21 protein-coding genes and 1 pseudogene are annotated in these 22856 nt (G+C 64.7%); 20 read left to right on the top strand and 2 right to left on the bottom strand.

What is annotated here, in order from left to right; genetic code table 11:
• Positions 1-303: 303 nt before the first annotated feature.
• A complete protein-coding gene (locus ACLP9N_RS38810; protein WP_442412361.1) occupies positions 304-975 on the top strand; it encodes a hypothetical protein in 672 nt (223 codons plus the stop codon).
• Positions 976-989: 14 nt separating this feature from the next.
• Here the strand turns inward: ACLP9N_RS38810 and ACLP9N_RS38805 are convergent, their stop codons facing one another.
• On the bottom strand, positions 990-1481 hold the full coding sequence (locus ACLP9N_RS38805) for a hypothetical protein (RefSeq protein ID WP_442412360.1): 492 nt from the start codon (positions 1479-1481) through the stop codon (positions 990-992).
• An 89-nt stretch (positions 1482-1570) separates the two neighbouring features.
• Between ACLP9N_RS38805 and ACLP9N_RS38800 the strand changes: the two genes are divergently transcribed.
• From ACLP9N_RS38800 to ACLP9N_RS38745, 12 genes and pseudogenes are all read left to right on the top strand, one after another.
• The gene (locus tag ACLP9N_RS38800; RefSeq protein WP_442412359.1) at positions 1571-1921 is read left to right on the top strand and encodes a hypothetical protein; all 351 of its coding nucleotides are present in this window, start codon (positions 1571-1573) and stop codon (positions 1919-1921) included.
• The gene (locus ACLP9N_RS38795) at positions 1914-3038 is read left to right on the top strand and encodes a hypothetical protein (RefSeq protein ID WP_442412358.1); all 1125 of its coding nucleotides are present in this window, start codon (positions 1914-1916) and stop codon (positions 3036-3038) included. Before ACLP9N_RS38800 ends, ACLP9N_RS38795 begins: the two co-directional genes overlap by 8 nt.
• Before the next feature lie 110 nt (positions 3039-3148).
• Positions 3149-3991, top strand: coding sequence for a conjugal transfer protein (locus ACLP9N_RS38790; protein WP_442412357.1), 843 nt, complete (start codon positions 3149-3151; stop codon positions 3989-3991).
• 17 nt (positions 3992-4008) lie between these two features.
• Entirely contained in the window at positions 4009-4302 is a 294-nt protein-coding gene (locus ACLP9N_RS38785) for a hypothetical protein (RefSeq protein ID WP_442412356.1), read from the top strand.
• Entirely contained in the window at positions 4302-4667 is a 366-nt protein-coding gene (locus ACLP9N_RS38780; RefSeq protein ID WP_442412355.1) for a hypothetical protein, read from the top strand. Before ACLP9N_RS38785 ends, ACLP9N_RS38780 begins: the two co-directional genes overlap by 1 nt.
• Positions 4664-7264 carry an ATP-binding protein gene (locus ACLP9N_RS38775; protein WP_442412354.1) on the top strand — a complete coding sequence of 867 codons (2601 nt, stop codon included), beginning with the start codon at positions 4664-4666 and terminating at the stop codon, positions 7262-7264. The genes ACLP9N_RS38780 and ACLP9N_RS38775 overlap by 4 nt, the downstream gene beginning before the upstream one ends.
• Complete coding sequence (locus ACLP9N_RS38770) at positions 7258-9282, top strand: hypothetical protein (RefSeq protein WP_442412353.1); 2025 nt, start codon at positions 7258-7260, stop codon at positions 9280-9282. The genes ACLP9N_RS38775 and ACLP9N_RS38770 overlap by 7 nt, the downstream gene beginning before the upstream one ends.
• 99 nt (positions 9283-9381) lie before the next feature.
• Positions 9382-11157, top strand: coding sequence for an AAA family ATPase (locus ACLP9N_RS38765; RefSeq protein ID WP_442412352.1), 1776 nt, complete (start codon positions 9382-9384; stop codon positions 11155-11157).
• Positions 11158-11314: 157 nt separating this feature from the next.
• A complete protein-coding gene (locus ACLP9N_RS38760) occupies positions 11315-12478 on the top strand; it encodes a hypothetical protein (RefSeq protein WP_442412351.1) in 1164 nt (387 codons plus the stop codon).
• 88 nt (positions 12479-12566) lie between these two features.
• Positions 12567-12653, top strand: a pseudogene (locus tag ACLP9N_RS38755) (ABC transporter permease); the annotation flags it as partial.
• Between the two features lie 311 nt (positions 12654-12964).
• The gene (locus ACLP9N_RS38750) at positions 12965-14101 is read left to right on the top strand and encodes a tyrosine-type recombinase/integrase (protein ID WP_442412350.1); all 1137 of its coding nucleotides are present in this window, start codon (positions 12965-12967) and stop codon (positions 14099-14101) included.
• A complete protein-coding gene (locus tag ACLP9N_RS38745) occupies positions 14098-16224 on the top strand; it encodes a tyrosine-type recombinase/integrase (RefSeq protein WP_442412349.1) in 2127 nt (708 codons plus the stop codon). The genes ACLP9N_RS38750 and ACLP9N_RS38745 overlap by 4 nt, the downstream gene beginning before the upstream one ends.
• Positions 16225-16441: 217 nt before the next feature.
• Here the strand turns inward: ACLP9N_RS38745 and ACLP9N_RS38740 are convergent, their stop codons facing one another.
• Positions 16442-17059, bottom strand: a complete 618-nt coding sequence (locus ACLP9N_RS38740) for a TetR/AcrR family transcriptional regulator (protein WP_442412348.1) — start codon at positions 17057-17059, stop codon at positions 16442-16444.
• 97 nt (positions 17060-17156) lie between these two features.
• On the opposite strand from ACLP9N_RS38740, the gene ACLP9N_RS38735 reads away from it, so the two are divergent.
• The 7 genes from ACLP9N_RS38735 (at position 17157) to ACLP9N_RS38705 (ending at position 22825) form a co-directional block, all read left to right on the top strand.
• Positions 17157-18119, top strand: a complete 963-nt coding sequence (locus ACLP9N_RS38735; protein ID WP_442412347.1) for a haloalkane dehalogenase — start codon at positions 17157-17159, stop codon at positions 18117-18119.
• A gap of 107 nt (positions 18120-18226) precedes the next feature.
• Entirely contained in the window at positions 18227-18787 is a 561-nt protein-coding gene (locus tag ACLP9N_RS38730; protein ID WP_442412346.1) for a peroxiredoxin-like family protein, read from the top strand.
• A 105-nt stretch (positions 18788-18892) separates the two neighbouring features.
• On the top strand, positions 18893-19642 hold the full coding sequence (locus ACLP9N_RS38725) for a mycothiol-dependent nitroreductase Rv2466c family protein (protein ID WP_442412345.1): 750 nt from the start codon (positions 18893-18895) through the stop codon (positions 19640-19642).
• Entirely contained in the window at positions 19639-19836 is a 198-nt protein-coding gene (locus ACLP9N_RS38720; RefSeq protein ID WP_442412344.1) for a hypothetical protein, read from the top strand. Before ACLP9N_RS38725 ends, ACLP9N_RS38720 begins: the two co-directional genes overlap by 4 nt.
• 263 nt (positions 19837-20099) lie before the next feature.
• On the top strand, positions 20100-21515 hold the full coding sequence (locus ACLP9N_RS38715; RefSeq protein WP_442412343.1) for a molybdopterin-dependent oxidoreductase: 1416 nt from the start codon (positions 20100-20102) through the stop codon (positions 21513-21515).
• Positions 21515-22183 carry a hypothetical protein gene (locus ACLP9N_RS38710; RefSeq protein ID WP_442412342.1) on the top strand — a complete coding sequence of 223 codons (669 nt, stop codon included), beginning with the start codon at positions 21515-21517 and terminating at the stop codon, positions 22181-22183. The genes ACLP9N_RS38715 and ACLP9N_RS38710 overlap by 1 nt, the downstream gene beginning before the upstream one ends.
• Before the next feature lie 141 nt (positions 22184-22324).
• Positions 22325-22825: a ketopantoate reductase family protein gene (locus tag ACLP9N_RS38705; RefSeq protein ID WP_442412341.1), complete on the top strand. Its 501-nt coding sequence runs from the start codon at positions 22325-22327 to the stop codon at positions 22823-22825.
• Positions 22826-22856: the final 31 nt, after the last annotated feature.

The raw sequence follows: 22856 nt of genomic DNA, 5'->3' as shown, positions 1-22856 counted from the left end.
GCCGCCCGCCGGCGAGGCGGCCGGGGCGGCGGTGACAAGCAGCCCGCCTGAGACAGTGCGCCAACGTCTATCGTCGATTCTGTCTGCAGCATCATAGTCAGTGGTTGCGACAATAAGGCGTTGTCTGTCAGAAACATTCAGCCACAGCTTTGCCCATGAGCGCGTGTACCACAGCCTGCTTCTCGGTGGATCACTAACACCAGTCAGGGAAGCCCAGACTGCCGCCGCCCTGGGCCCGCAGCAGGCCGCTGGCGGCGAAAAAATAGTGCAGGAAGGCGTCTTTGGGGGCTTTACGCTCAATATATGGCCGTTGACCTGCCTCCGGACCGCTTCGATGACGTCCGGCGAGAATGGATCGCCTACTACCAATCGTGGTCGACGATTCAGCGCTGCCGCGCCGAGGAGCTGGGACGGATCGTGCGCAAGCGGCAGCGCATTCGCACCTCGGCGGTGCCCGATCCACACGACGACACCCGGACAGATCCACTGTGGATGCGGGCAGCCAAGTCGCGGGCTGCCCGCGCGGAGGTGGCCTTTGTTGTGGCAGCAGCCGTCGTTGCCCCGATCGGGTGGGCAGCGGGGTGGGTGTTGAAGGCCGTGCTGGTCCGCCTGATCCCGCAGACGCTGCGCGGGTTCCCGGTCGCGGCGATGCTGTGGGCCGGGGCGGCCTTCGGCGCGCTGACGGTGCTGATTTCTCAGCTGGTCTATGACCCGGCCGGCTCATTCGGCCAAGTTGCGGTATTGCCCTGGCTGTGTTTACAGCTCGTCATGATTCCCACGGTGGCCGGTATCTATGGCATCGCCGAGGGCTGGCTGGCTGTCGATGGGTCCGACCAGTGGTGGCCACTGACGCCGACCAAAAAGCCGATAACGGCCGAGGACGCGGCGGCCATTTTGGGTGCCTACTACATGACCGGGCCGGGGGTGGTCGACATCCGACCACTGCACGAGCCGGGCGAAAGGACACGACCGTGACTGTGACCAGCGATTCACGCGGAGTTGGCGTCGGGAAGCGAGGTGTCCGTATCGTATTCGCCGGCCAGCTCCTCGTCCGGGGACAGTTCGACGATCACGCGCCGCAGCAGCTCAATGCGCCGGTCGACCGCCGCTCGGTCATCCTCGAGCCGGTCGAGTTCTTCGCGGAGCTGCGTTGTGAGCCTTTGCTCGATTTCGCCTTCGTTCAGGGGCTGCAGCGGGTGCTTGCCGTGTCGAGCCCATCTGCGACGGGCCAGAAGACTCAGGGGATTGCCGCCGACCAAAGCAACGGCCGCAGAGCCGGGCTGCCATCCCAGAACGGCATCCAAGCGCAGCAGGGTGGCGACCGTTGGGGTGTTCTGGCCTTGCCGGCGGCGGGCTTTGGTGAGGGTATCGACGGCAGGGCCGCCGCGGCGCGCGACTTCGGTCTTGGACAGCTTCAGCTGAGCGAGCCGGGCCTCAACGAAGTGGATGAGCCGGTCGATCCCTTCAGCTGGAGCGGTCATAACTCGCACCCTACCGCACCGAATGCGCGAAATCTGACACCGCATTCCGGCCCCGGATTTCTGTCATATCCGATAGCTAGGGTGGCGTCATGAGAATACTGATCGCCTTGGTGTGCATGGGTTTTGTGGGCACGGTGGCCACTGTGCTGGCCCTCGTCCAGGTGTTAGCCAGGACCTGGCCGTTGCTTATTGTCGTGCTCGTCGTTGTCGTGGTCGTGCGGCTGCGTGATCGCCGCGCCCGCAAAGCCGCTGCACCGCCAGCAGCGCTGCCTCCGGCGACGGCCGTCGCCGTGAGCCGGCCCGCGCCTGCATGGCAGCCGCCCCCAGCCCGCCCTGCGGGCTGGGTGCTCGTCCCGGTGTGGATGGACGCTCACGGACAACCACAGCGCCACCCGGTCATTGACGGTGACGTGATCACGGGGGGCAGCCGTGGTGGCTAAGGGGGGAGCGTCGACTCAAGACTGGATGCTTGAGCAACTGCTAGAGGACGGGCCGATACTGACCGTGACCGATCAGCTCGGGCCCCAGGCCGACTGCACCGACAGTGAGGGGCCCACCGGCGTCGACGCCGACGCCGACGCGGTCGGACAGGACAACAGCGCCGACCCTGCCGCGGCCGTACAGGCCGCCGCCGCGCCACCGCCGCACGAACTCGACGTGCCCGCGCGAGTTGGCGAGCAGACCGATCCGGACATCAATCGTGGGGCAAAACGAACGGCCGTGTGGCTGGGCTGCGGTGCTGTGGTGGTGGCGGTGCTGATCGTGGTGGCATTCGTGGGATTCGGCGGCGGCCCTGATCCGGTGTCACCGCCGCAGCATCACGCCACCATCGCCGCGGTCGCCGCCGCTCCGACGACCAGTGCCCCCGTGCCGCAACAGGATCAGGCTGTGCCGTTTACCCCATGGAGCACCAGTTGCACCCCAGACGGCGGTGCGGGCGACCAGCTCGCCGCGCGCTCACCGTTGGCGTTGACGGACACAACTACCGACTCGGCGTGGGTATGTGGCCGCGGACCACAGGAGAGCCGGCTAGACGGCCAGGTGCTGCACGTGCAGTTCCTCTGCGACGCGTCCCGTCCGAACTCGGCATGCAGTTACATGCTCAATTCAGTGTCGGTGACTCCCGGTTGGGTGGCCAAAACCCAAGGCGGCAAGGATGAGTGGTTGCAGCACCGGGTCGTGACCAACTTGCAGTTCAACTTTTTCAACGGTAATGAACTCGTCACCGATCCGCTGTCGGTCGAGACGCACAGCGTCCACGGTCCGGTCTCGGTGACGTTGCCCAGAAGAGCCCTGGTGTCCCGTGTCGATGTGATTATCCTGCACACCGATCGCCCGCCGGCGAACCCACTGCCGACTTCGCGGGCGCCTGGGCCCAGCGCCGGCGCAGGTGAGCAACCGCCCAACGGACTGGTGGATTCCCTCATGGGAACACAGGGATCTGACCTGGCGTCGCCACCGCCTGCCGATCCCGCTAGCGGCGGCACTGCCAGCAACCCTGTTGATGCCACCTTCGCGATGAGCCAACTGCAGTTCTTCGGCCACACGCCTAACTAACTAAGGAGCAGCGTTGATGAGCACCATCACGATGTCGAGGACCTGGCAACACCGCATCAGGCGCGGCCGCGGTCATCTTCGTCAGCCCGCGATCGCGATCGTGACGCTCTTTGCGGTGTTCGGGTTCGCTGCCTCGTTTCAGTGCATCCCATCCTGATACCAGCGATGTCGCCGAAATCGCCAACCGTGCCGGTAATCAGCGCGACGCCGCGGGTCAGTTCGCCGCTGATTTCGTTGCCGCAGTGTTAACCACGCCGAGCTCCAAACACTCGACGCTGCAACGCTTCATCACGCTTTCTGCGCCCGAGACGGCCCCCGCAGCAAGCCAGTCGGCTGCGCCGCCGCCGGCGGTGATTAACACTCCCAAAGTATGGTCGGTGGTGCCCAACGGGTCGATCGGCGACGTTGATCTGTACGGGGTTGTGGTGGTCGTGCAGCAACGTTCCTACGCTTCGGCGGAAGCGACCAGCACGTTTTATGGTGTGCCCGTGTCGGTTTGGCACTATCAACCCCGCGCAATGGACTGGCCGGTGCCGATGAGTAACCCCGGTCCGGGTGTCGATGTGAAACAGGGCTACGACCACCCCTTGAGTCCCAGCAACCCGGTCTATCCCGTGGTGAGCGGCTTCATCAACACATACCTGACCGCCACGAGCGGCCTCGACCGCTACATCGTGGCTGACTCATGGATCAAACCGATCGGCGGTTATCAAAGCGCCGTGATCAAGAACGCGGATACCGCCACCGAGGTCTCTGACGCACCGGCACCGGGGACCCGCATTCACATCCGAGCGCGAGTCATTGCGCAAACGTCGCAATTTGCCACAATAAATTTCACGTTTCCGCTGACCGTCGAAAATAACGGCGGAACCTGGATGATCACGACCATAGACTCGATACCGCAGCTGAGTAATAACAGCGACCCTGTGCCGGCCACCTCAACACACAATTAACAAGACAAGGAGATCACGTGAACGCGACACATACACAACTTCTGGCCGAAGGTCTCTTCACTTCCGGAACCTCCCTGGCCTACATGCTCGAAGGGCTGCTCGCCGCGGCGGCGCTCGTGGTGGGCACCGTCGCCACGTTGGGCAAAGCGGGCAAAGAAGGCGCCGGAGCGGGCATGACCCACCAGTTCCTGGTGATCGGTTTATCAGTGACCATCTTCTTGTCAGCGGGTATCGCAGCACTGTTCACCCACGAGTTCCAAAGCCACGGTGTGACCAACCACGTCAACGTACCCAACCCGTACGGGCAGTAATGGCCGACGAAACCCCGGCGAAAGTTTGGTCGGACCAACGCGATCTGCCGATTTACCTGGGCGACTCAGGGGACGGATTCCGGCTGCCGTTCAAAGAGAAATGGCGGCTTCCTGACACCACAGCACTCCTAGTGGGGTTTGTTGCCACAGCCTCGCTGATGACCCTGAACCTTCAAAGCGGCAACGCCCTGATCATCGGTGCCGTTGGCGCGGCGCTGACCGCCGCCGGCATCTGGGCGCTGTCAAAACTACCTGCTAGCAGGCCTTCACTTCGTACTCGCCTGCAGTTCTGGCTGGCCGACCTGCGTCCGCGGGTGGTGTGTTCGCACAACCTGGACCCGTCGAAACATGGTACGCCACAATGACCATCACACCTAGCGAAGCCCCCATCGAGGCCGTCGGCAACCTGCGCTTCACCCAAAGCGGGGTCTACGCCGAATACCTGGTATCGGGGTTGCCGTTCATCTTTTTGCCCAAAGAGTCGCAGGATTTAGTCGCCGACATGCACGCCGAGCTACTCCGGACCCTGCCCTCCGGCTCACTACTGAGCGGCCTGACGGCGCCGGTGGCGACCCGCAACATCACCCGGCGCATGATTTATGCCCACCCTGATCTGCACCCTGACAACGTCATTGATGCCACCGCCATGCCCGTACACGCCGAAGCCTGGGTGCGGCACTGTCAGCGCTGGGCCCCAGCCCTACACGCCCGCAACTCACGTCGCCGCATCTACTGGCTGAGTCTTCCCTTGGATTACGGCCCATCGGGGGCCACCACGGCAGGAGGGTGGCAGCGCCGCCTCGACTCGATCATCGGCCGCGACAAAGACAGCGCGGCCGCCTTGGCTCACTACCGCCAGCTGGCCGCCACGATGGTCGCCAAGCTGCCGCCGACGCTGTTCGCTAAACCGGTGAGCGTGGAACAGATCTGGTGGCATTGGAACTACACCGCTAGCCGCCACGCATGGCAAAAGCCCATCCCCAATCAACCCTATAACCCGGATGCCCGGCTGCCAGGATCCGCGTTCACACCGGTCTGGATAGACCCCTCGGCCGCCGCGCTCCGTCAAAGGCGATGGCGCGCCGCCCGCACCGAGGCCGACATCTTCCTACGCACGTATCGACACGAGGACGACGGTGTGGCCGACTCGTATCAAGTCATCGTCGGACTGGAAAAATGGCCCGACGCCGGCCTGCGGTGGCCACGCTCAACGATCTTCAAGGTGCTCGATGACGTGACCAAACCGGCCATCACGTTGGACTGGACGATTCATTTCACGTTCGACACCGCAGAAGTGGCCGTGGCAACCGCACACAATGTCATCACCAACATCAAAGACCAGGCGCGCCAACGCGGCCGGCATGCCGACAGCGATGACGAGCTGCTACGCAAACTGGTCTCCGGTAGGCAGCTGGCCTCCGCACTCAAACAGGGCAGCGCCGAGCGAGGCGTCAACGCCGCAGTCGTGGTGATCGCCGCCGCCGCGGACGCTGCCGCCGCCGACACCGCGATCTCAGAAGTGTTCCGCCGCTATCGAACCCAACGACTCGAGCTCAAGCGCCGACGCGGCGGCCAGCCCACGTTATGGCGCGCCCTGCATCCGGGAACCGAAGCCACCGCAGGCCTGCACGAAATCCGAAACCCCTCCACCACCAACGCTTTCGCGAAATTCCTGCCGCTGCTAGCGACCAGTCTCGGGAACAACGTTGGAGTGCCGCTGGGGGAGACCATCACCAGCCCGGGCCTGCGCGAGATCGTTCTCAGCGACCTCATCGGCGCCCCCGGGCGCGACAACCCGGGCAGCCTCGTCATCGGAGGATCCCCGGGACGCGGGAAGTCGCAGTGCGCCAAGAACCTCGTCCGGTCATGGCTGGAATTGGGCGCCGGTGTCCATCTCATCGACCCCACAGAGGCGCGAGAACACCAAACCGCATTATCCACATTCGACGAGGACAAAAAGGTCATTATTGATCCGAAGAATCCGGCGTTCAGCCTTGACGGGTTGCGTATTTTTCCGTTTGAGTATGCCGCAGAGCGGACCGTAGACCATTTGCTGCCGCAAATGGGATTTGCCCCACTGAGTCCTCAGGCTTCACGGCTCAAGGGGCTGCTCGCCCCGGCCTCGCGTCACGCCAACGGCATCGGGTCCCTCAATCGGCTGATCGGTGTTTTGGCCGATCGCGGCAGACCCGACCGGGTCAGCGTCGATGACGATCTACTCATCGCGTTGGAAGGGCTACGGGCTGAGCGGCTGCTGGCGCCGATGTTCGATGAAGACCTGCTGCTGCCGGACTTGTCTAAGCAGCTTGTTGTCTGGAACTTCGGCGGCCTGAAGCTACCGACTGTCACCGAGGAGTTCCAGGCACATCTGCACCACCAGACCACCCCGAGCCAGCGTGCTGCCCAAGCTCTTTACGGCATGGCCGCCGATCTAGCAGAGTCGCTGTTTTTTTCCCGCGACACCCAACCAGACATCTTGGTCGTCGAGGAGTGCGCGGCGTGGACACATTCTCCTGGGGGGCAGCGTTGCGCGAATAACGTGATCCGCCAAGGACGTAAGGCGTGGACGCTGTTTGTGGGCATTAGCCAGTCGCCCAGAAATGACTTCGGTGTACTCGAAGACGAATTCATTGAGCAACGACTTTGCCTGGGGTTCAAGGAAGCTGCAATCGCCGAGGACACGCTGCTGTGGTGTAACCGCGACCTGGATCGCCACCCGCAGTTGCGCACTGACTACGTGACCAACACCAGTCCCGCGGCGATGGCCAACTACGGCGACGACTCGATCGACAGCCGCCACGGCAAAGTCATTCCCGGCCGCGAAGGCGAGGCGTGGTTTCTTGACGAGTTCGGCGGGTGGGGCAAAGTGAAATTGTTCGGGGCGCCGACCCGCGAGCTTGCCGAACTCTATGACACCAACCCGCACCGTAAGCGGCAGCGCCAAAGGATCAGCGCGTGTTAGCGCGGGCTCATTATTGGCTGCTGCGTCATCCGCGTGTGGCGCGGCCACTCAAGGTGTTTGGCCTGCTGCAAGTGCTGGCGGCCGTCGCGGTCACACTGGCCCCTGCAGCAAGCGCATCGACCAACGCCGCAGTGCTGAATTGGACTGGCCTGCACGATAACTACGGCGTCCCGATCGGCGACTACTATCTGTCGCTGGCCAGCATCCCCGATCAGATCACCCAAGGCGGGCCCGACGCGCAGGCATGGGATCCAACCTCGTGGGGGGCATGGGTGGTGCACGCCCTGGAGGTGATGTCGACCGGTTTCGCGGCGTCCAACATCTTGACCGCCGAAGCAGGGGCTTTCATCGGCATCATCGCCTTGTCGCTGTGGGTGATGAAGCTGACCATTTCGACGTACTGGCTAACGGTGTTCGGCGAAATCGCCAAAGCAATCACCGCTGCCGTCATCACCGTCACCACCCGGTGGGGCCTGGTCGCCATCACGGTGCCGCTGGGGGTGTTCCTCGGCGTGTTGGCGATACGCCGAGGAGAAGCCGGCCGCGGCTGGACGATGATCCTACTGGCGATCATGATGCCGGCCTTAGCCATCACGGTGTTCTCCGACCCAGCGGGAATGATGTACGGCAGCGACGGCATGCTGGCATTCGGCCGCAGCATGGGGTTTAGCACCGCTGAAGCGGTCACCCACAATGGCGCGATCGGCAGCGGTGGTTTCACCGGCCAAGTCGACACCCTCACGTCGAGCCTTATCACCCACGTCGGGCGAGAGCCGCTGGAAGTGTTCAACTTTGGTCACGTCATCGACACAAAGCCCGGGTGCGCAGCGCAGTACACCGCGGCACTGCAGCAGGGCATTTCTGACGGGCCGATCAAAGCGATGGGCCGCTGTGGTGATCTGGCCGCCGTGCACTATGCCCAAAACCTCGATGCCACAAACACATTCGGCGGGGCCATCTTGGTTCTCACAGCAATCCTGTTCGGCTGGTTCATGATCTCCTCGGGCGCCTCGGTGTTCAAGGTGTCCCTCCAAGCGATGTACACTACCGCCAAGCTTTTGCCGAGCGTGTTCGCCGGCGGCATTTCCGGCGCTGCACAAGAACACGCCAAAGCCACTGTCTGGCGGTTCTTTAAACACCCGTTGGAAGTCATGGTGTTCGTCACGTTCGTCAGCGTGATGGGACTCGCGGTCGAGCGGCTCATCTCGCGGCCTTTACCCGCCGAGTTAGGCGGCAACAACCCTTTCGCGCATGTGCTGATCATGGGTGGCGGCTCGATGGCGGCGCTGTATTTACTCCGCCATGTCCGCGCCGACCTGCAAGGACACCAGCCGGGTCGCGGTCTGTTCGGCCGGGCCAGCGACGTGGCCTTGGGGCTGGCCATGCATGCCGGGTTGCGGGGGGCTGGGTCGGCCGCGTTGGGTGGCCTGCGCGGCCTGCATGGTAAAGGCAAAACGCCCTGGGAGCAGCTCGGCGAGCAATCATCAATCAGCAACCCCGAAGACGTGTTGGGCCAGCCTCAAGAAGGCTTCTCCCCGGTCCCCGCCGCGGAGGGTGACGACGGGGACTTCGCACAGGCATCCACGGTCCCTGAGACGTCGGCTACCGCGGCGTCCGCAGGCCCGCACCCGATCAGCGCCGCGGCCGCAGCAGGCGGGGGGATCGACCAACTGATCGCCAAGGCGGGCACGGGGGTAGACCCGCGCCGCCGCCCCCAACGCCGGCCCCGTGGCCGGGCCGCCGGCCAGACGAGCGCCCCCGGGCAAGCGGTCCTCGACGCCAACTGGGCGGCCACCGCGGAGCCAGGCGCAGTCGCGGAGGTGGCGCCCATCAACGTCGCTTCGTCTGCCGCGCCAAACGCGGGATGGGATAGCACACCACCGCTATCGGCGTATGTCGATCACACCTCTGCCGACGTGCCACTTCCGCCGGCGCCTCCACCTGAGGATCCCACCGGGCCGCCGCCGCCAGAAGACGAGCCCCCAGCGTCGTCGGTCGCTCCCATCACGGGCCACTGACGCAGGAAGGCGAGAGGGTCAGTGCGTGCGAGCGTTTACGATGACACCTGTGGAAGGGGGAGCGGTGATCACAGCAAAAGAGGCCGATGGGGGGCCCCGATGACGACGACCTCACCCACCGAACAACGCCGCGCCTTCGATGCCGCGATCAACCGCTTCAGCGGCGGCGACCCCGCGTCAGCCCAGCAGGCGTTCACCCAGATCACCGACCAAAACCCGGCGATGACCGATGCGTGGCTGGGCCGACTGGCCTGCGGCGATCACAGCCTTGACGCCTTGGCCGGGGCGTACCTCAACTCCCGGGCGCTCTACCGCGAAACCCGCCGCATTGGCCAACAAGATGGCGCGCTGCAGGCCGTGGTGCCCGCGCCGCTGTATCTACAGCTGCAAGTGTGGTCACGAGGCACGATCGCTTTGGCCTTTGCCAGCGTCCTGATTGGCGCCGGCGAGTTCGATCAGGCGATGACGGTTCTCAACGACCCCGAACTCGCCGCCGATAGTCAAACGGCGTTGTGGCGCCAATTCCTCACCGCCACCTTGTATCACGCCACCCAGCGATGGCCGGATCTGTGCGCGATCACCGAGGTGTGCCCGCCGGCTACCGCTACCTACGTTCCCAACGATGTGCTGGCCGCTGCCCAAACACTGCGCGCTATGGCGTTGGCCTCGCTGGGACAAGCGCAGTCAGCGTTGGACTTAATAGCGCAGGTCACGACGCAAAATTCCTACATTGCAGCGGATTTAGCGCTCACCAAAGGTTGGTGCCTGCGTGAACTGGGCGAATTCGAGGCGGCCAACGAAGCGTTCCGCGGCGCCACCATCGACGGCGTCGTGATCCCACAAGCACGCAAAGCACTCGAGGAGCCGGGCTACCGCATCGTCACCGCCGACGCCGAAACCATCGCTACCCGAACCGATAAATGGGACCCACGAACTGAAACCAGCCGTGACGCCCGAGCGGCTGCGGCGTTGGTGAGCGAGCGCCAAGAGGTCCTCAACCGTGCCCAGGCCCGCGTCGATGAACTGATCGGCCTCGAAGACGCTAAGGAACAAATAGCGGTGTGGCGCACCGAGATTCAGATCGAGCAGCTGCTCGCCGAGCAGGGCGATGGCGGCGCTACGAGCAACGAAAATCACATGGTGTTTCTCGGCCCCCCGGGCACCGCCAAGACGACGTTCGCCCGGGTGGTCGGTGAAGTGCTCTTCGGGTTAGGCAAGATCGCCCGCCCCGATGTCAAGGAGGTGACCGAAGAAGACATCGTGATCGGCTACGTCTCACAGACGGCGGCCAAGATGAAAGAGGTATGTGAAGAAGCGCGCGGCGGCGTGCTGTTCATCGACGAGGCCTACCGGCTGGTCCCCAAGACTGAGGGTCACTCCTTCGGTGTTGACGCGATCAACACCCTGCTGAAATACATGGAGGACTACCGCGACGAGCTGGTGGTGATCGTCGCGGGATATCCGAAGGAGATGCGGGACTTCCTCAAGGCCAACGCCGGGCTGGCCGGGCGATTCCATTTCACCCTGACGTTCAACAGCTACACGCCTGATCAGATCGTGGCGATCGGGCGCCACTTGGCGGGCAAGGAGCGTCTGGCCGTCGACGATGCCGCCTGGGAAATGCTGCGCGCGGAAGCAACCCATCTGCGTTCCCTACCGTACGAGAGCGGCACCATGCTTGACGTCGCCGGCAACGGGCGCTACGCCCGCAAAGTGGCGGTGGCCTGCCGGCGGGAACGGGCCCGCCGCCTGCACAGACTGGCGCCGAACCCGCAAGACCTCGACCAACTCGTACGGGCCGACCCTTCTGTACTGGAGGTCAGCGTCGACGACATGCAGCGCGCGCTCGCTGAGTCTCGCCCGGCTACCGGATAAACACCACTGCGCCTGCGAAACGCGCACCGGCCACGCCGCAATCGGCGCAGTGACAACATGCAAGATCGGGCATGTCTTGTCAATCCTCGCTGCACCTTGACATGGTGGCCGCAGGAGTCCGCTTGTGCGATCCACGTTTCTCGAAGGAGCCGTTATGGTGGCTGACCCGGTATCAATCTGGATCATCAAGCAACTGGGTAGCTTCGCGGCGAAGCCGGCCGGGAAATACCTATCTAAAGCGATCCTGGGCGACCCCGTAGAGCGCGCACTACGGGCGCCCACCAATGCCGCCCTCGTCGCCGCGGTGGACGCCGTTCTCGGCGTGAAGGCTGAAGAGTACCGCGACCGCGTCATTGAGGTCCTGGGCATGTTCCTGAACGATGAATTATCCGAAGTAACCGTGACACCCGCCATGCGCGCGAAGGAAATCCACACGATTTCGGGTGCGCTGCAGTCCATCGTGGACCAAGCAGTTTTTCGCGCTGCAGCTCCGGTCCAGGGTTTTTCGAACGGATACCTGCCGACCTCAACGCTGACGGCCCTCACCGATGAATTGGGAATCGAGTTTGACGCCACCGTGTTCAGCGCTCACTTCATCGACGCCTGGATGGTGGCAGTAAAGGCGGCGGCATCGACAACGAAGCCAGAGCTAGGGCCGCTTGCAGATCAACTCAACCACGAACGCACCCACGCAGGCGTGGACAAGCTAGAGGCCCGCGTGGTCAAGCTGGAAATGGTGGCCCTCCAATCGGCCTACCAGCAAGGTCTTCGCGATGGCGGCCAGCTCGCCGAGCGACGGCATCAGTGGTTTGAGTTCCACATTCAGCCGATCGACAAATTGATGAACGAGATCAATGAGGACTACCGGTCAGGCTTCAGGACTACCGCCCGGGCGTTGCGGTCCGGTGTCGGCTTGGAACAGGCGATGTTCGATCTTCAGGCGTTGCAGGACCGTAGGAGCGGCGCTCGATGGGCGGCGGCCGCCACGGCACAACAGCACATCAAGGACAGCACTGGAGGGCTTTTCGGTGAACCGATCGACACCCTGCTGGGCGAATATTTCAAAGCGGTCAGGGGCTATCAGATGGCAGACGAGTCTCTATATAGCTCGTGGTACGCGCACTACATAGAAGTATTTCGCAACTTATTGCTCATGGATGCCGACCCGCACCATCGTGGCAACTACAGCAGCATTACTGGCGATCACGACCTGAAGGGACCTACCGCGGTGCAGCTCGAAGCCGTTCTCGACAACGGGCTTCCGAGCAAGTGGAACATCTACGCCAAAGCCTATGTGCAACTGCGCAGTGCATTTAACTAGCGATTGCCCTCTGATTAGGCGAACGCGGCCCACAATGACCTAAGCGGGAACAGTCGTACACGCGGGAACCGAACCCCAGATAAGGGCGGTTGTGTTGGCGCTCACGGTCATCGGCTGGACGATAGCCGCGGCCGCGATGCGCCAGTACCGCGCCCGGGTGCCCTACTGGGTGTAGCCAGGTGACGCGTTTCGTGGCGGTAGCCAGTACCTCCCCGCCAGGGCCGGCCGAGACGTGCAAGAAGCCGGGGTCCCCTTAGCAGCGGAGCGGATCTGGTCCCTTTTGCCCCGACTGGATCAGGCGGCCGGTGAACGGAGCGGGCGGTGTCCCTCGCGACGGAGTTCGGTCTCGACGTCGAAGGAGTAGGTGCCGTAGACGTTCTTATCTGGACATGTTGACGGAGGTTCTTCTTGGAATCCTCCCCATTCGTCATCCTTCGCCTCATATGTTGACCCGGGCTGTTAATGGGCACGAGACGAGGAGGCCGGGTGCGGGTCGTCAAAGAGCGGGATGGTGGGATCGTCCGCAGGGTTCGACTGGTCGACGATGAGGGTGAACCGGTTGGGCCGGTTTGCCGGTTCCTGGGGCATCTCGCGGACCGGGAGTTCTCTCCGAACACGTTGTCGGCGTACGGCTATGACCTGAAGTACCTGTTCATGTTCCTGGACCATGAGGGCCTGGACTGGCAGGACTTCCGCGCGCCGCACACGCTGGCGCTGTTGGGGTTTCTGCGGCGGGTGCCGAGCCGACGTCCGGCGCAGCGGCTCGGCTTGACGGTGATCGTCGACGGGCAGGACGGGCCGAGCGGGCTGCTGTCGCCGGCGACGGTGGATCGGATCCTGGCCGCGGTGTCGAGCTTCTACGACTGGGCGATCGCCGCCGAGGAGTACAACTACGGCATTTCGCCGGTCCAGATGCGGACCGATCCGACGTTGGCCCGGGTTCCCGATCGTCACCAGCCCTACATGGGGCGGGCAAGCCGACAGCAGCCGGTCCGCCGGGTCGTGCAGGTGAAACGTCCACGCAGGCTGCCCCGGCCGATGAACGAGCCGGACTTGGAGGTGCTGCTGTCGGGGCTGAAGCAGCTGCGGGACCTGGCGATGCTGCTGCTGATGCTGGACGGCGGGCTCCGCCCGGGTGAGGTGTTGTCGCTGCACCTGCGGGACATTTCCTACGGCCGACGCCGTGTGACGGTCCGCAAGCGCGACGACCATCCGCAGGGTGCGCGCGGCAAGTCCCGCACCGAGCGGGTCGTCGACCTGCACGAACCCCGCACGTTGGAGGCGCTGAGCCGATACGTGATGCACGAGCGGCCGCTCGAAGCGACCAGCCCGTTCGTATTCCTGGTCGGCCGGGGCAAGCGGCGGTGCGAACCGTTGAGCTACGACGCCCTGGCCAAGCTGTTCTCCCGCCGCATGAGTGCGCTTGGACTGCGCACCCCGGAGACGACCCCGCACGCCCTGCGCCACACACACGCCACGGCCATGTGGGAGGGCGGCATGCGGGAATTGTCGCTGCAGAAACGGCTCGGGCACACCTCGCCCGAGTCGGTGAAGGTTTACACCCGCGTCTCCGACGAGGCCGTGCTCGCCGACTACACCAAGGCCGTGGAGAACAAGCGGTGACCGCCGTTCTGGCGGGGGAGCCAGAGCCGCGGCGCCACGCACACCGCGAGGAATACTTCACCTGGTTGGACACCGTCTTCAACGGAGGCATACGCGCGTGTGGCGAGGAACGCATCCCCGTAATCGAGTCCCGCCGCTACTTCTACAGCCGGTTCGTCCGTCACTGGCCCGACCTGGAGGAATGGTTCGCTGCGCCGCTTCTGACCCGTCTCGACCTCGGGTCCGACGGGGCACCCGCCGTATCGGCAGGGGGAAACCGGAACGGCCCCTCCTGCGGAGCCGGTTCCTACCTCGTCTACCTGTCGATGGTCCACCGCATTTCGCTGGACGCCGACTACGTGCTGAGCCGCAACTTCGACAGCCTGCTCAACCCCCGGATCGCCCCGGCTCTGGGCGTGGACCTCGAGTTGTTCGACTCCCTGGACCAGCGTCAACGCCTACTCGGGTACCGCTATGGCCGGGCCTGGCTGACCTGGGCCATCACCCGGCTGCTCCTGTGGAAAGGGGACCCGGACATCAGCACCATCGACTATGATGACCTGACCGCGTTCGGTGCGGAGATCCGCCGGTGGTGCGCTCTTCCCGAAGCGCCCCGCATCCGGGCCGGCCACGTTCACCGCACCCGCCGCATTCACGATCCAGCCGTCCTGGCGCCGCTTTTCGAGAAGGAGTGTCATGGCCGGCTGTACGGCCTGCACGTGCTGTTGTTCAACACCGGCCAGATCTGCCACGAGCCGATGCGTGGATTGCGCACCGATGCCATCTGGAAGCAACAGCCGGTGCCGCCGGGCACTCCGCCGGGGATCGCCGCGCCGATCGACCGGTGGCTGTCGGGTCGGCTGCAGACCACCGACCGGGCCGAGTCGGTACGCGGCGCCCGAGACGCCTTCCGCTACCTGCTGCGCTGGCTCGCCGCTGACCACCCCGAGATCACCAGCCTGACCGAGCTGACCCGCGACCACACCGAGGCCTACCTCACCCACCTGCACGATCGCATCAACCCGCGCAACGGGAAGCCGCTCGCGGCCCGCACCCGCTACACCTACATCAGCCCGCTGCTGAACTTCTTCCGGGAGACCAGCCAGTGGGGCTGGGACGACGTACCCGCTCGTCCGTTGCTGAGCCGATCCGACCTGCCCAAGCTGCCCGCCCGGCTGCCCCGGTTCATCCCCCGCGACGAACTGGACCGCCTGATGAAGGCCATCGAGGGGCTGGAGAACCCCTACCAGCGGACCGCGTTGCTGCTGGTGCGCTGGAGCGGCGCCCGCCGGGGAGAAATCCGCCGCCTCACCCTCGACTGCCTCGACACCTACCAAGACGGCTACCCAAGGCTGCGGATCCCGGTCGGCAAAACCTACACCGAACGCATGATCCCGCTGCATCCTCAGGCAGCCGACCCGCTCCGCGACCTAATCGAGCTGGCCAAGACCTCGGGCGCCGCGGCGCGCTACGACACCTGGGCGCAGCAGTCGGTCCGGTGGGTGTTCACCCACCGCGGGCAACCCATGGGCAAGAACTACTTGTTCGACGAGCCATTAGACGTCGCCTGCCACGCCGCCGGGCTCCTCGACGCCGAAGGCAAGCCGACCGTGTCCGCGCACCGATTCCGGCACACGGTCGGCACCCAGCTCGCCGAAGGCGGGGCCCAGATCCAGACCCTCATGGCGATCCTCAGGCACCGCAACGCTCAGATGGCAGTGACCTACTCCCACATCAGCGATCCGGTCCTGAAGGAGCAGTACGAGAAGATCATCGCCGCCGGAGGCCGGGTGGCCGGACCGGCCGCCGAAGCCCTGCTATCCAACCAGCTGGACCAGGACACCGTCAACTGGCTCAAGACCAACTTCTTCAAGACCGAACTCGAACTCGGTCACTGCCTGCGCACACCCGCCGAAGGTCCCTGCGAATGTGACCTCTACCTGCGCTGCTCGAAGTTCTTCACCACCAGCGAGTACGTCCCGCGGCTGCGGGCCAGGCTGGTCCGGGAGCAGGAGCTCGTCCAAGACGCCGTCGAACGCGGCTGGCCCCGTGAAGCCGAACGGCACACCGCGATCTCCGCCCGGATCCGCGACCTTCTCACCGAGCTCGGTGAATCCGTCCGATCGGACCAGCCCGACACCTGATCGGCGGCGATCATCGGCGGACCGCCGACCGGGAGGCTTCTCGTCGTGGCAGAGCCTGCAACGCCGAACCGGAAACATCGAGACCGACTACCTCAACGGCGTGATCGTCCGGCTCGGACCGCAAAACGGCATCGCAACCCTGGTGAACGCCATTCATCCGACATGGTCGTCGGATCGGGATGTCGATCACGGCGAAAGCTTGGACCGGCAGCGATCGTTAGACCTCGTTGGATAGATGGTGTGGTTCCGCCAGGTAACCGTCGATGAATTCGTGCAACGCGGGTGCTAGAACATCGACTCCGGAGTCGTTGAGCTTGGCGAGCAAGATGATGCCCTGGTACTGCGCCAGCAGGGCATGGGCGAGGTGCTCGGGGTCGGTGCCCGCGCGCAACACGCCGCGGGCCGCGGCCTGGCGGCACGTCGCCGCCAGCTCGCGTTCCATCGCGCCAAGGCGCCGCGCGAGGTGGGCGCGCACATCCTCGTCGGTCGTGGCCAGCTCGGCGGCCAGATTCCCGAACGGGCAGCCGACCGCCCGCCCGAATTGGGACGCGAGCGCGGTCTGGATAGCGCCGATCGTGTCGGGAATGGCATGCAGCCTCTGGCTGGGACTGTCGTCGGGTGAGCCGGCCAGGCGCGCGGCGAACGCCTGCGCGTGCAGATCGATGACGGCCTTGGCAAGCTCCGATTTCGAGGAGAAGTAGTGATAGAAGCTGCCCTTACGCACGCCGGCGGCGGTGCACAATTCGTCGACACCGACCGCGTGGTAGCTGCGTTCCAGGAATAGGCGCGCCGCCGTCGACACGATGCGTTGGCGCGCGTCCGAAGTCCGTGGCACGGGCAGAACAATACCGATAGTTGACTGGTCGGTCAATTGCGGCTACGTTGTTGTCTGCGCGTCCTTACCAGTCGCGTTCCGATCGGAGAGGCCATCTGTGACGTCGACGACTCCCGAGGTGTTCCGGACGTCGGAGACCCGCTTTGAGAATCTGCCCGGGTATGACTTCGCACCGCGCTACGTCGAGGTCGATGGCCTACGGATGCATTACATCGACGAGGGGCCGCGCGAGGGTGCGCCGGTGGTGTGTTTCCACGGTGAGCCGAGTTGGGCGTTCCTATACCGCAAGATGGTGGGCCCGCTGACCGCGGCTGGGCACCGGGTCATCGTTCCCGACTACGCCGGGTTCGGGCGCTCCGACAAGCCCACCGACCGTGGTTGGTATAGCTACGACCGGCACGTCGAGCTGATGACAACCGTGCTCGGCGGGCTTGATCTGCGGGATGCGACGGTGGTTGTGCAGGATTGGGGCGGCCCCATCGGGCTGCGCTGGGCGATGGACCACGCCGAGCGGGTCGGCGCACTGGCGATCCTCAATACCGGGCTGTTCACCGGTCGGGTGTCGAAGGGTTTCCTGGCCTGGCGCAGTTTCGCCGAGAAGAACCCCGATCTGCCGGTCGGTGTTGTGATCGCGGGCGCGACGGCGACCGATCTTCCCGACGCCGTCGTCGCCGCCTACGATGCGCCGTTTCCCACCGCCGAGTCGAAAGCCGGCGCCGCGCAGTTCCCGCTGCTCGTGCCGATGACCGAGGACGCCGTCGGGGCGCAGGAGATGCGCGCGGTCGCCGATGCGCTGTCGCGGTGGAGTAAACCCACCCTCGTTGCGTTCTCCGACTCCGATCCAGTGTTTCCCTATCCGCAAGCCGGACAAGCCTTTTGCGACCTCATCCCGGGCGCGGGCGGGCAGGTGAAAATCGACGGTGCGTCACACTTCCTGCAAGAAGACCGCGGAGAACGCCTCGCCCAGGAACTGCTCAAGCTCACCGCCTCCGCGTCTGGCCGTCCGCCGGGAACCGAACACCCGATACCCCCGTCTCAAACCGGCGCCCCCCGGCAGTGAGACAATGTCCACCCCCTGGGGCCACGCCAGCCGGTCACCCCGCAACGACCGGCGATCGCGCGGAGGATCGTCTGCGGCTCAACAGTTTTCCACTTTGAAGAGATGCGATGAAAATTCACCCAGGCGATATCGTTGAGCTACCCGGCCTGCACACCGTGGAGGGCGAACCGGTTCGCGTACGCCATCCCGACCCGGCCCGGCTGACCCATCTGCAGTTCCGCCGCTTCGCGGGATGCCCGATCTGCAACCTGCATCTGCAATCCCTGGTGGCCCGCCACGCCGAAATTACCGCGAGCGGCATCCACGAAGTGGTGGTGTTCCACTCAACGCCGGAGGAACTGCGAACCTACACCGGCGATTTGCCGTTCGACGTCGTCGCCGATCCGGACAAGAAGCTGTACAAGAAGTTCGGGGTGGAAACCTCGCTACGGGGGGTGCTTGACCCGCGCGCGACGGCACCACTAATGCGAAACATGTTCCGACACGGCGCCGAACCCGCCCGGTCGTCGGCTGGCGCGCCGGCCCATCCCACCGGGGGCCGTCTCGGACTCCCCGCGGACCTGCTGATCAACGCCGACGGCAAGGTCCTCGCCAGCAAATACGGGACGCACGCCTATGACCAATGGTCCGTCGACGAACTGCTCCAGTTGGCGACTTCACTGGGTTGAACGACTTGCCGTGCCTCGGTCGGACCGACGCGATCAACTGCAGCCAACCAAACTGAGCCCCGACACCGAGGTGGCGGCTCTTCGAGTGACAGAAGGTGACCGCGAATGACGGTGTCTGATGGGGCCGACCTCGACTTCTACTTCGACCCGGTGTGCCCGTTTGCATGGATGACCAGCAAATGGGTGCGGATGGTGGCGCAGCAGCGCGACTACAGCGTGGATTGGCGTTTCATGTCGCTGCGGATCATCAACGCTGACGTCGACTACGACGCCCATTTCCCGCCGGGCTACGAAGACGGGCACACCGCGGGGCTGCGGCTGCTTCGGGTTGCGGCCCGCGTGCGCGCCGAACATGGCCGCGCCGCCGTCGGGCCGCTCTACTCGGCCATCGGCACCCGCATCTTCGACACCGCAATCGACCGCGAGGCAATGATCGGATCGGACGTCGGGGGTCGCGCATTCCTCGAGCCGATACTTCGCCAGGTAGGGCTGGCACCGGACCTGGCCGACGCACTCGACGATGCGTCCTTGGACGTGGAACTTCGCGTGGAGACCGAAGAGGCCCTGTCGCTGACCGGCAAGGATGTCGGCACCCCGATTCTGCAGTTCCGACCCCCTACCGGAACGGCGTTCTTCGGGCCGGTGATCAGCCGCCTACCGAGCCCAGAGGACGCCGGGCGGCTCTGGGACCACGTCCTGGGGCTAGCCAGTTTTCCGGGCTTCGCCGAACTCAAGCGCAGCCTGCGTGAACAACCACAGCTGGCAAGTTTCGGCGTCGACATCGACTCGGTGGGCATCCAAGAGGACTGGCATGGCGGCAGCCGTCGTACCAAAGAGCAACGAGGGCACGCATGAGTGTGAACCCGACATCGGACGACGTGGCTGGACTGCTGGCCAGGTATCGCGCGTCCGGCCGGATGTTCACGGCCGCGGGTATCTACTCGTTCGCAATGGATCAAGGCGCCCGCGACGCGGAACCAGTGGTGTGCGTGCACGGTGTCCCGGCGTCTCGCGAAGGTTGTGTCAGATCCGCCGGTCCGTGGGTGTGAGACGTTGTGCCGATGAGCGCAGAGCACCGGATAACCGCTGGCGCGTTGCGGAGACGGCGCCCGGTAACCGAATTCTTACGTTGGCCGCCGTTTGAGCCTCCCCACTTCGGTCGCGGCCGACAACGAGGGTTGCAACCCGCTGGTGTGATAGTCGGTCGATCCCTCTCCAGAAGGACAGGCGCCGTGACAAAACCATCTGCTTGTCTGCCTATTACGGCGCCCGCGGTGACGGAGCTGATGCTTATGAGCAACCGAGCACCGACATGACGTCCTCCAGCCCGCCGCCGGGTGAAACGTCTCCGGCGCCCGAGCCGTCACCGCATAACCCCGAGGTGGGGGCCGCCCCGGATTCTGAGGCCGAGCCCGACACCGGGCACGCCCATGTGCACGGCTTCCCCGCGGTGTTGTGGCGGACGTTGGAAAACCATCCGCCGCCGGGTTTGTCGCGGATTCGGTGGCGCAGCCCGCTGCGGGGGCCATGGCTGACCTCGGTGTTCGGGGCGGTGCTGCTGGTGGTGTTGCCGATCGTCATCGTGACCGGCCTGCTGTCCTACATCGCCTACGGACCGCGGTTCGGGATGGCCATCCCCGCCGATGTGGGTTGGCTGAAACTTCCCACCTTCGACTGGCCAAGTAACCCCAAGTGGTTGTACCGCCTGACTCAGGGTCTGCACGTCGGGCTGGGACTTGTGGTGATTCCGGTGGTACTGGCCAAACTGTGGTCGGTCATTCCCCGTCTTTTTGCCTGGCCGCCGGCCCGCTCGGCGGCCAACGTGCTCGAGCGGGTCTCGCTGCTGATGATTGTGGGCGGCATCCTGTTCGAGATCGTCACCGGCGTGTTGAACATCCAGTACGACTACATCTTCGGGTTCAGCTTCTACACCGCCCACTACTTCGGGGCGTGGGTGTTCATCGCCGGATTCGTCGCCCATGTCTGCATCAAGTTGCCGACCATGCTCCGCAGCCTGCGCTCACGTTCGATGCGCAGCGTCCTTCGAACCTCGGTGACCGACACGGTGCCCGAACCACCCGACCCTGACGGCCTGGTGGCCTCCGACCCCGATCCGCCCACCTTGAGCAGGCGCGGCGTGTTGGCCGTCGCCGGTGGCGGCTCGCTGCTGGTCGCGGTGCTGACCGCCGGCCAAACGATCGGCGGGTTTACCCGCAGCCTGGCACTGCTAGTTCCGCGGGGCCGCAGCTACGGCACCGGCCCCAACGATTTCCAGATCAACCGCACCGCGGAGGCCGCCGCGATCGACCCCACCCTGACCGGAGATCAATGGCGCCTGCACCTGATCGGCGGCCCCCAACCGATGGAGCTCGACCGGGCCGCGCTCGACGCGATGCCCCATCACACCTTGGAGCTGCCGATCGCCTGCGTCGAGGGATGGTCAACCACCCAGACCTGGACCGGGATCCGGCTCGCGGATCTCGCGGCCGCCGCCGGGCACCCGCACCCGGGCTCGGCGATCGTGTCCTCCCTGGAACGCGCCGGCGCATTCAACCACGCCATCCTGCAAACCAACCAGATCCTGAATCCCGACTCACTGCTGGCATTCCAGGTCAACGGAGCCGACCTCTCGCTGGACCACGGGTATCCGGCGCGGATCATCGTCCCGGCGCTTCCCGGGGTGCATAACACCAAATGGGTCTCCACCATCGAATTCCGCGACATCTGATGCGAACACTGTCTCAGCTGGCCCGACGACTCTACGGCGAACGCCTCCTGCACCTGATCATTCTGCTGGCCGCCTTAGCGCTCACCGCCTACACGGTCTCGGTTCTCGGGGTGAAAAACCTGTTCAACCCCACCGTGTGGTGGCAATCCATCGCGGTGTGGTTTGCCGTCGCCGTGATCGGCCACGACCTCATCCTGTTTCCGCTCTACGCCCTAGCCGAACGGCTGCTGCCCCGGTCGCGGCGCACACCGACCCAACGCCACCGCGCCGCCCAACACCCCTCTGGGCGCCTACCGTTGACGAATTATCTGCGCATGCCCACCCTGGCCGCAGGGCTGCTGCTCCTGCTGTTTTTCCCCGGAATCATCGAACAAGGCGCACCCGCCTACCACAACGCGACCGGCCTGACCCAAGCCCCATTTCTGACCCGATGGCTGCTCATCACCGCCGCCTTCTACCTCACCAGCGCCCTGTGGTACGTGGTGAAAACGTTACTGCGGCATCGACATTCCCCCTCCGACACCGCGCCATCGCCGCAGTCGACAACACCACCGGCGCATACACCCGGCGACGCCGAGACGGATCGGCCGCAGTCCCCGATCCCGCTGCCGCACCGAAGGAAGCGAGCACGTCCGGCCGGTACAGCACAGGGTCCAGGGGGCAGGTGATATAGCTTGAATCCGTCTAAACGCGACTCGCCCGGCGGCAGTTCTAGGCGCCATGCTCTGGCGCCTACAGCAGCCAAGCCTGGCAATAGATCACTGAATTGTGGATCTTGGAATCCACGATGCCGCTGGAGGTGCAGGAAAGTGGGTCGCTCTAGTCTGCGGCGATCAGGGCAGCTCCGCTGGTCGACACTGTCTCGGCTCTGGACTCCCGGTGCACCGTGGACTCCGCCCAGATCCGCGACCTTCTCACCGAGCTCGGTGAATCCGTCCGATCAGACCAGCCCGACACCTGATCGGCGGCGATCATCGGCGGACCGCCGACCGGGCGGCTCCTCGTCGTGGCAGAGCCTGCAACGACGAACCGGAAACATCGAGACCGACTACCTCAACGGCGTGATCGTCCGGCTCGGACAGCAAAACGGCATCGCAATCCCGGTGAACAGCCTCCTCACACGCCTTGCCAATGATGCAGCAGCGCAAGGACTTCCACCCGGCTCCGTTCCGGAAACGCAACTACTCAGGCAATTGCGGGGCCGACCACGACGTCACACTCGCCGGATGCCGCGGCGCGACCCACCTGAAGCCGCAGAAACCGTCGGGCAATCCCATAACGATTTGGCAACATGTCCAGATAAACGTTGATGTGATCGTGCTGTGCAGGTGTCAGGTGTGC

It is taken from the genome of Mycobacterium sp., from assembly GCF_052144515.1.
Classification (GTDB): Bacteria; Actinomycetota; Actinomycetes; order Mycobacteriales; family Mycobacteriaceae; genus Mycobacterium.
Note: the sequence above shows the minus strand (reverse complement) of the source record. Positions and strands in the feature narration are given on the sequence as shown.

What these genes read in the sequence shown, in the direction of transcription:
- ACLP9N_RS38710 (WP_442412342.1), top strand. Translation starts at nt 21,515, where the DNA reads ATGCGAACACTGTCTCAGCTGGCCCGACGACTCTACGGCGAACGCCTC.
- ACLP9N_RS38805 (WP_442412360.1), bottom strand. Translation starts at nt 1,481, where the DNA reads ATGACCGCTCCAGCTGAAGGGATCGACCGGCTCATCCACTTCGTTGAG.
- ACLP9N_RS38800 (WP_442412359.1), top strand. Translation starts at nt 1,571, where the DNA reads ATGAGAATACTGATCGCCTTGGTGTGCATGGGTTTTGTGGGCACGGTG.
- ACLP9N_RS38715 (WP_442412343.1), top strand. Translation starts at nt 20,100, where the DNA reads ATGACGTCCTCCAGCCCGCCGCCGGGTGAAACGTCTCCGGCGCCCGAG.
- ACLP9N_RS38780 (WP_442412355.1), top strand. Translation starts at nt 4,302, where the DNA reads ATGGCCGACGAAACCCCGGCGAAAGTTTGGTCGGACCAACGCGATCTG.
- ACLP9N_RS38725 (WP_442412345.1), top strand. Translation starts at nt 18,893, where the DNA reads ATGACGGTGTCTGATGGGGCCGACCTCGACTTCTACTTCGACCCGGTG.
- ACLP9N_RS38730 (WP_442412346.1), top strand. Translation starts at nt 18,227, where the DNA reads ATGAAAATTCACCCAGGCGATATCGTTGAGCTACCCGGCCTGCACACC.
- ACLP9N_RS38720 (WP_442412344.1), top strand. Translation starts at nt 19,639, where the DNA reads ATGAGTGTGAACCCGACATCGGACGACGTGGCTGGACTGCTGGCCAGG.
- ACLP9N_RS38810 (WP_442412361.1), top strand. Translation starts at nt 304, where the DNA reads ATGGCCGTTGACCTGCCTCCGGACCGCTTCGATGACGTCCGGCGAGAA.
- ACLP9N_RS38765 (WP_442412352.1), top strand. Translation starts at nt 9,382, where the DNA reads ATGACGACGACCTCACCCACCGAACAACGCCGCGCCTTCGATGCCGCG.
- ACLP9N_RS38775 (WP_442412354.1), top strand. Translation starts at nt 4,664, where the DNA reads ATGACCATCACACCTAGCGAAGCCCCCATCGAGGCCGTCGGCAACCTG.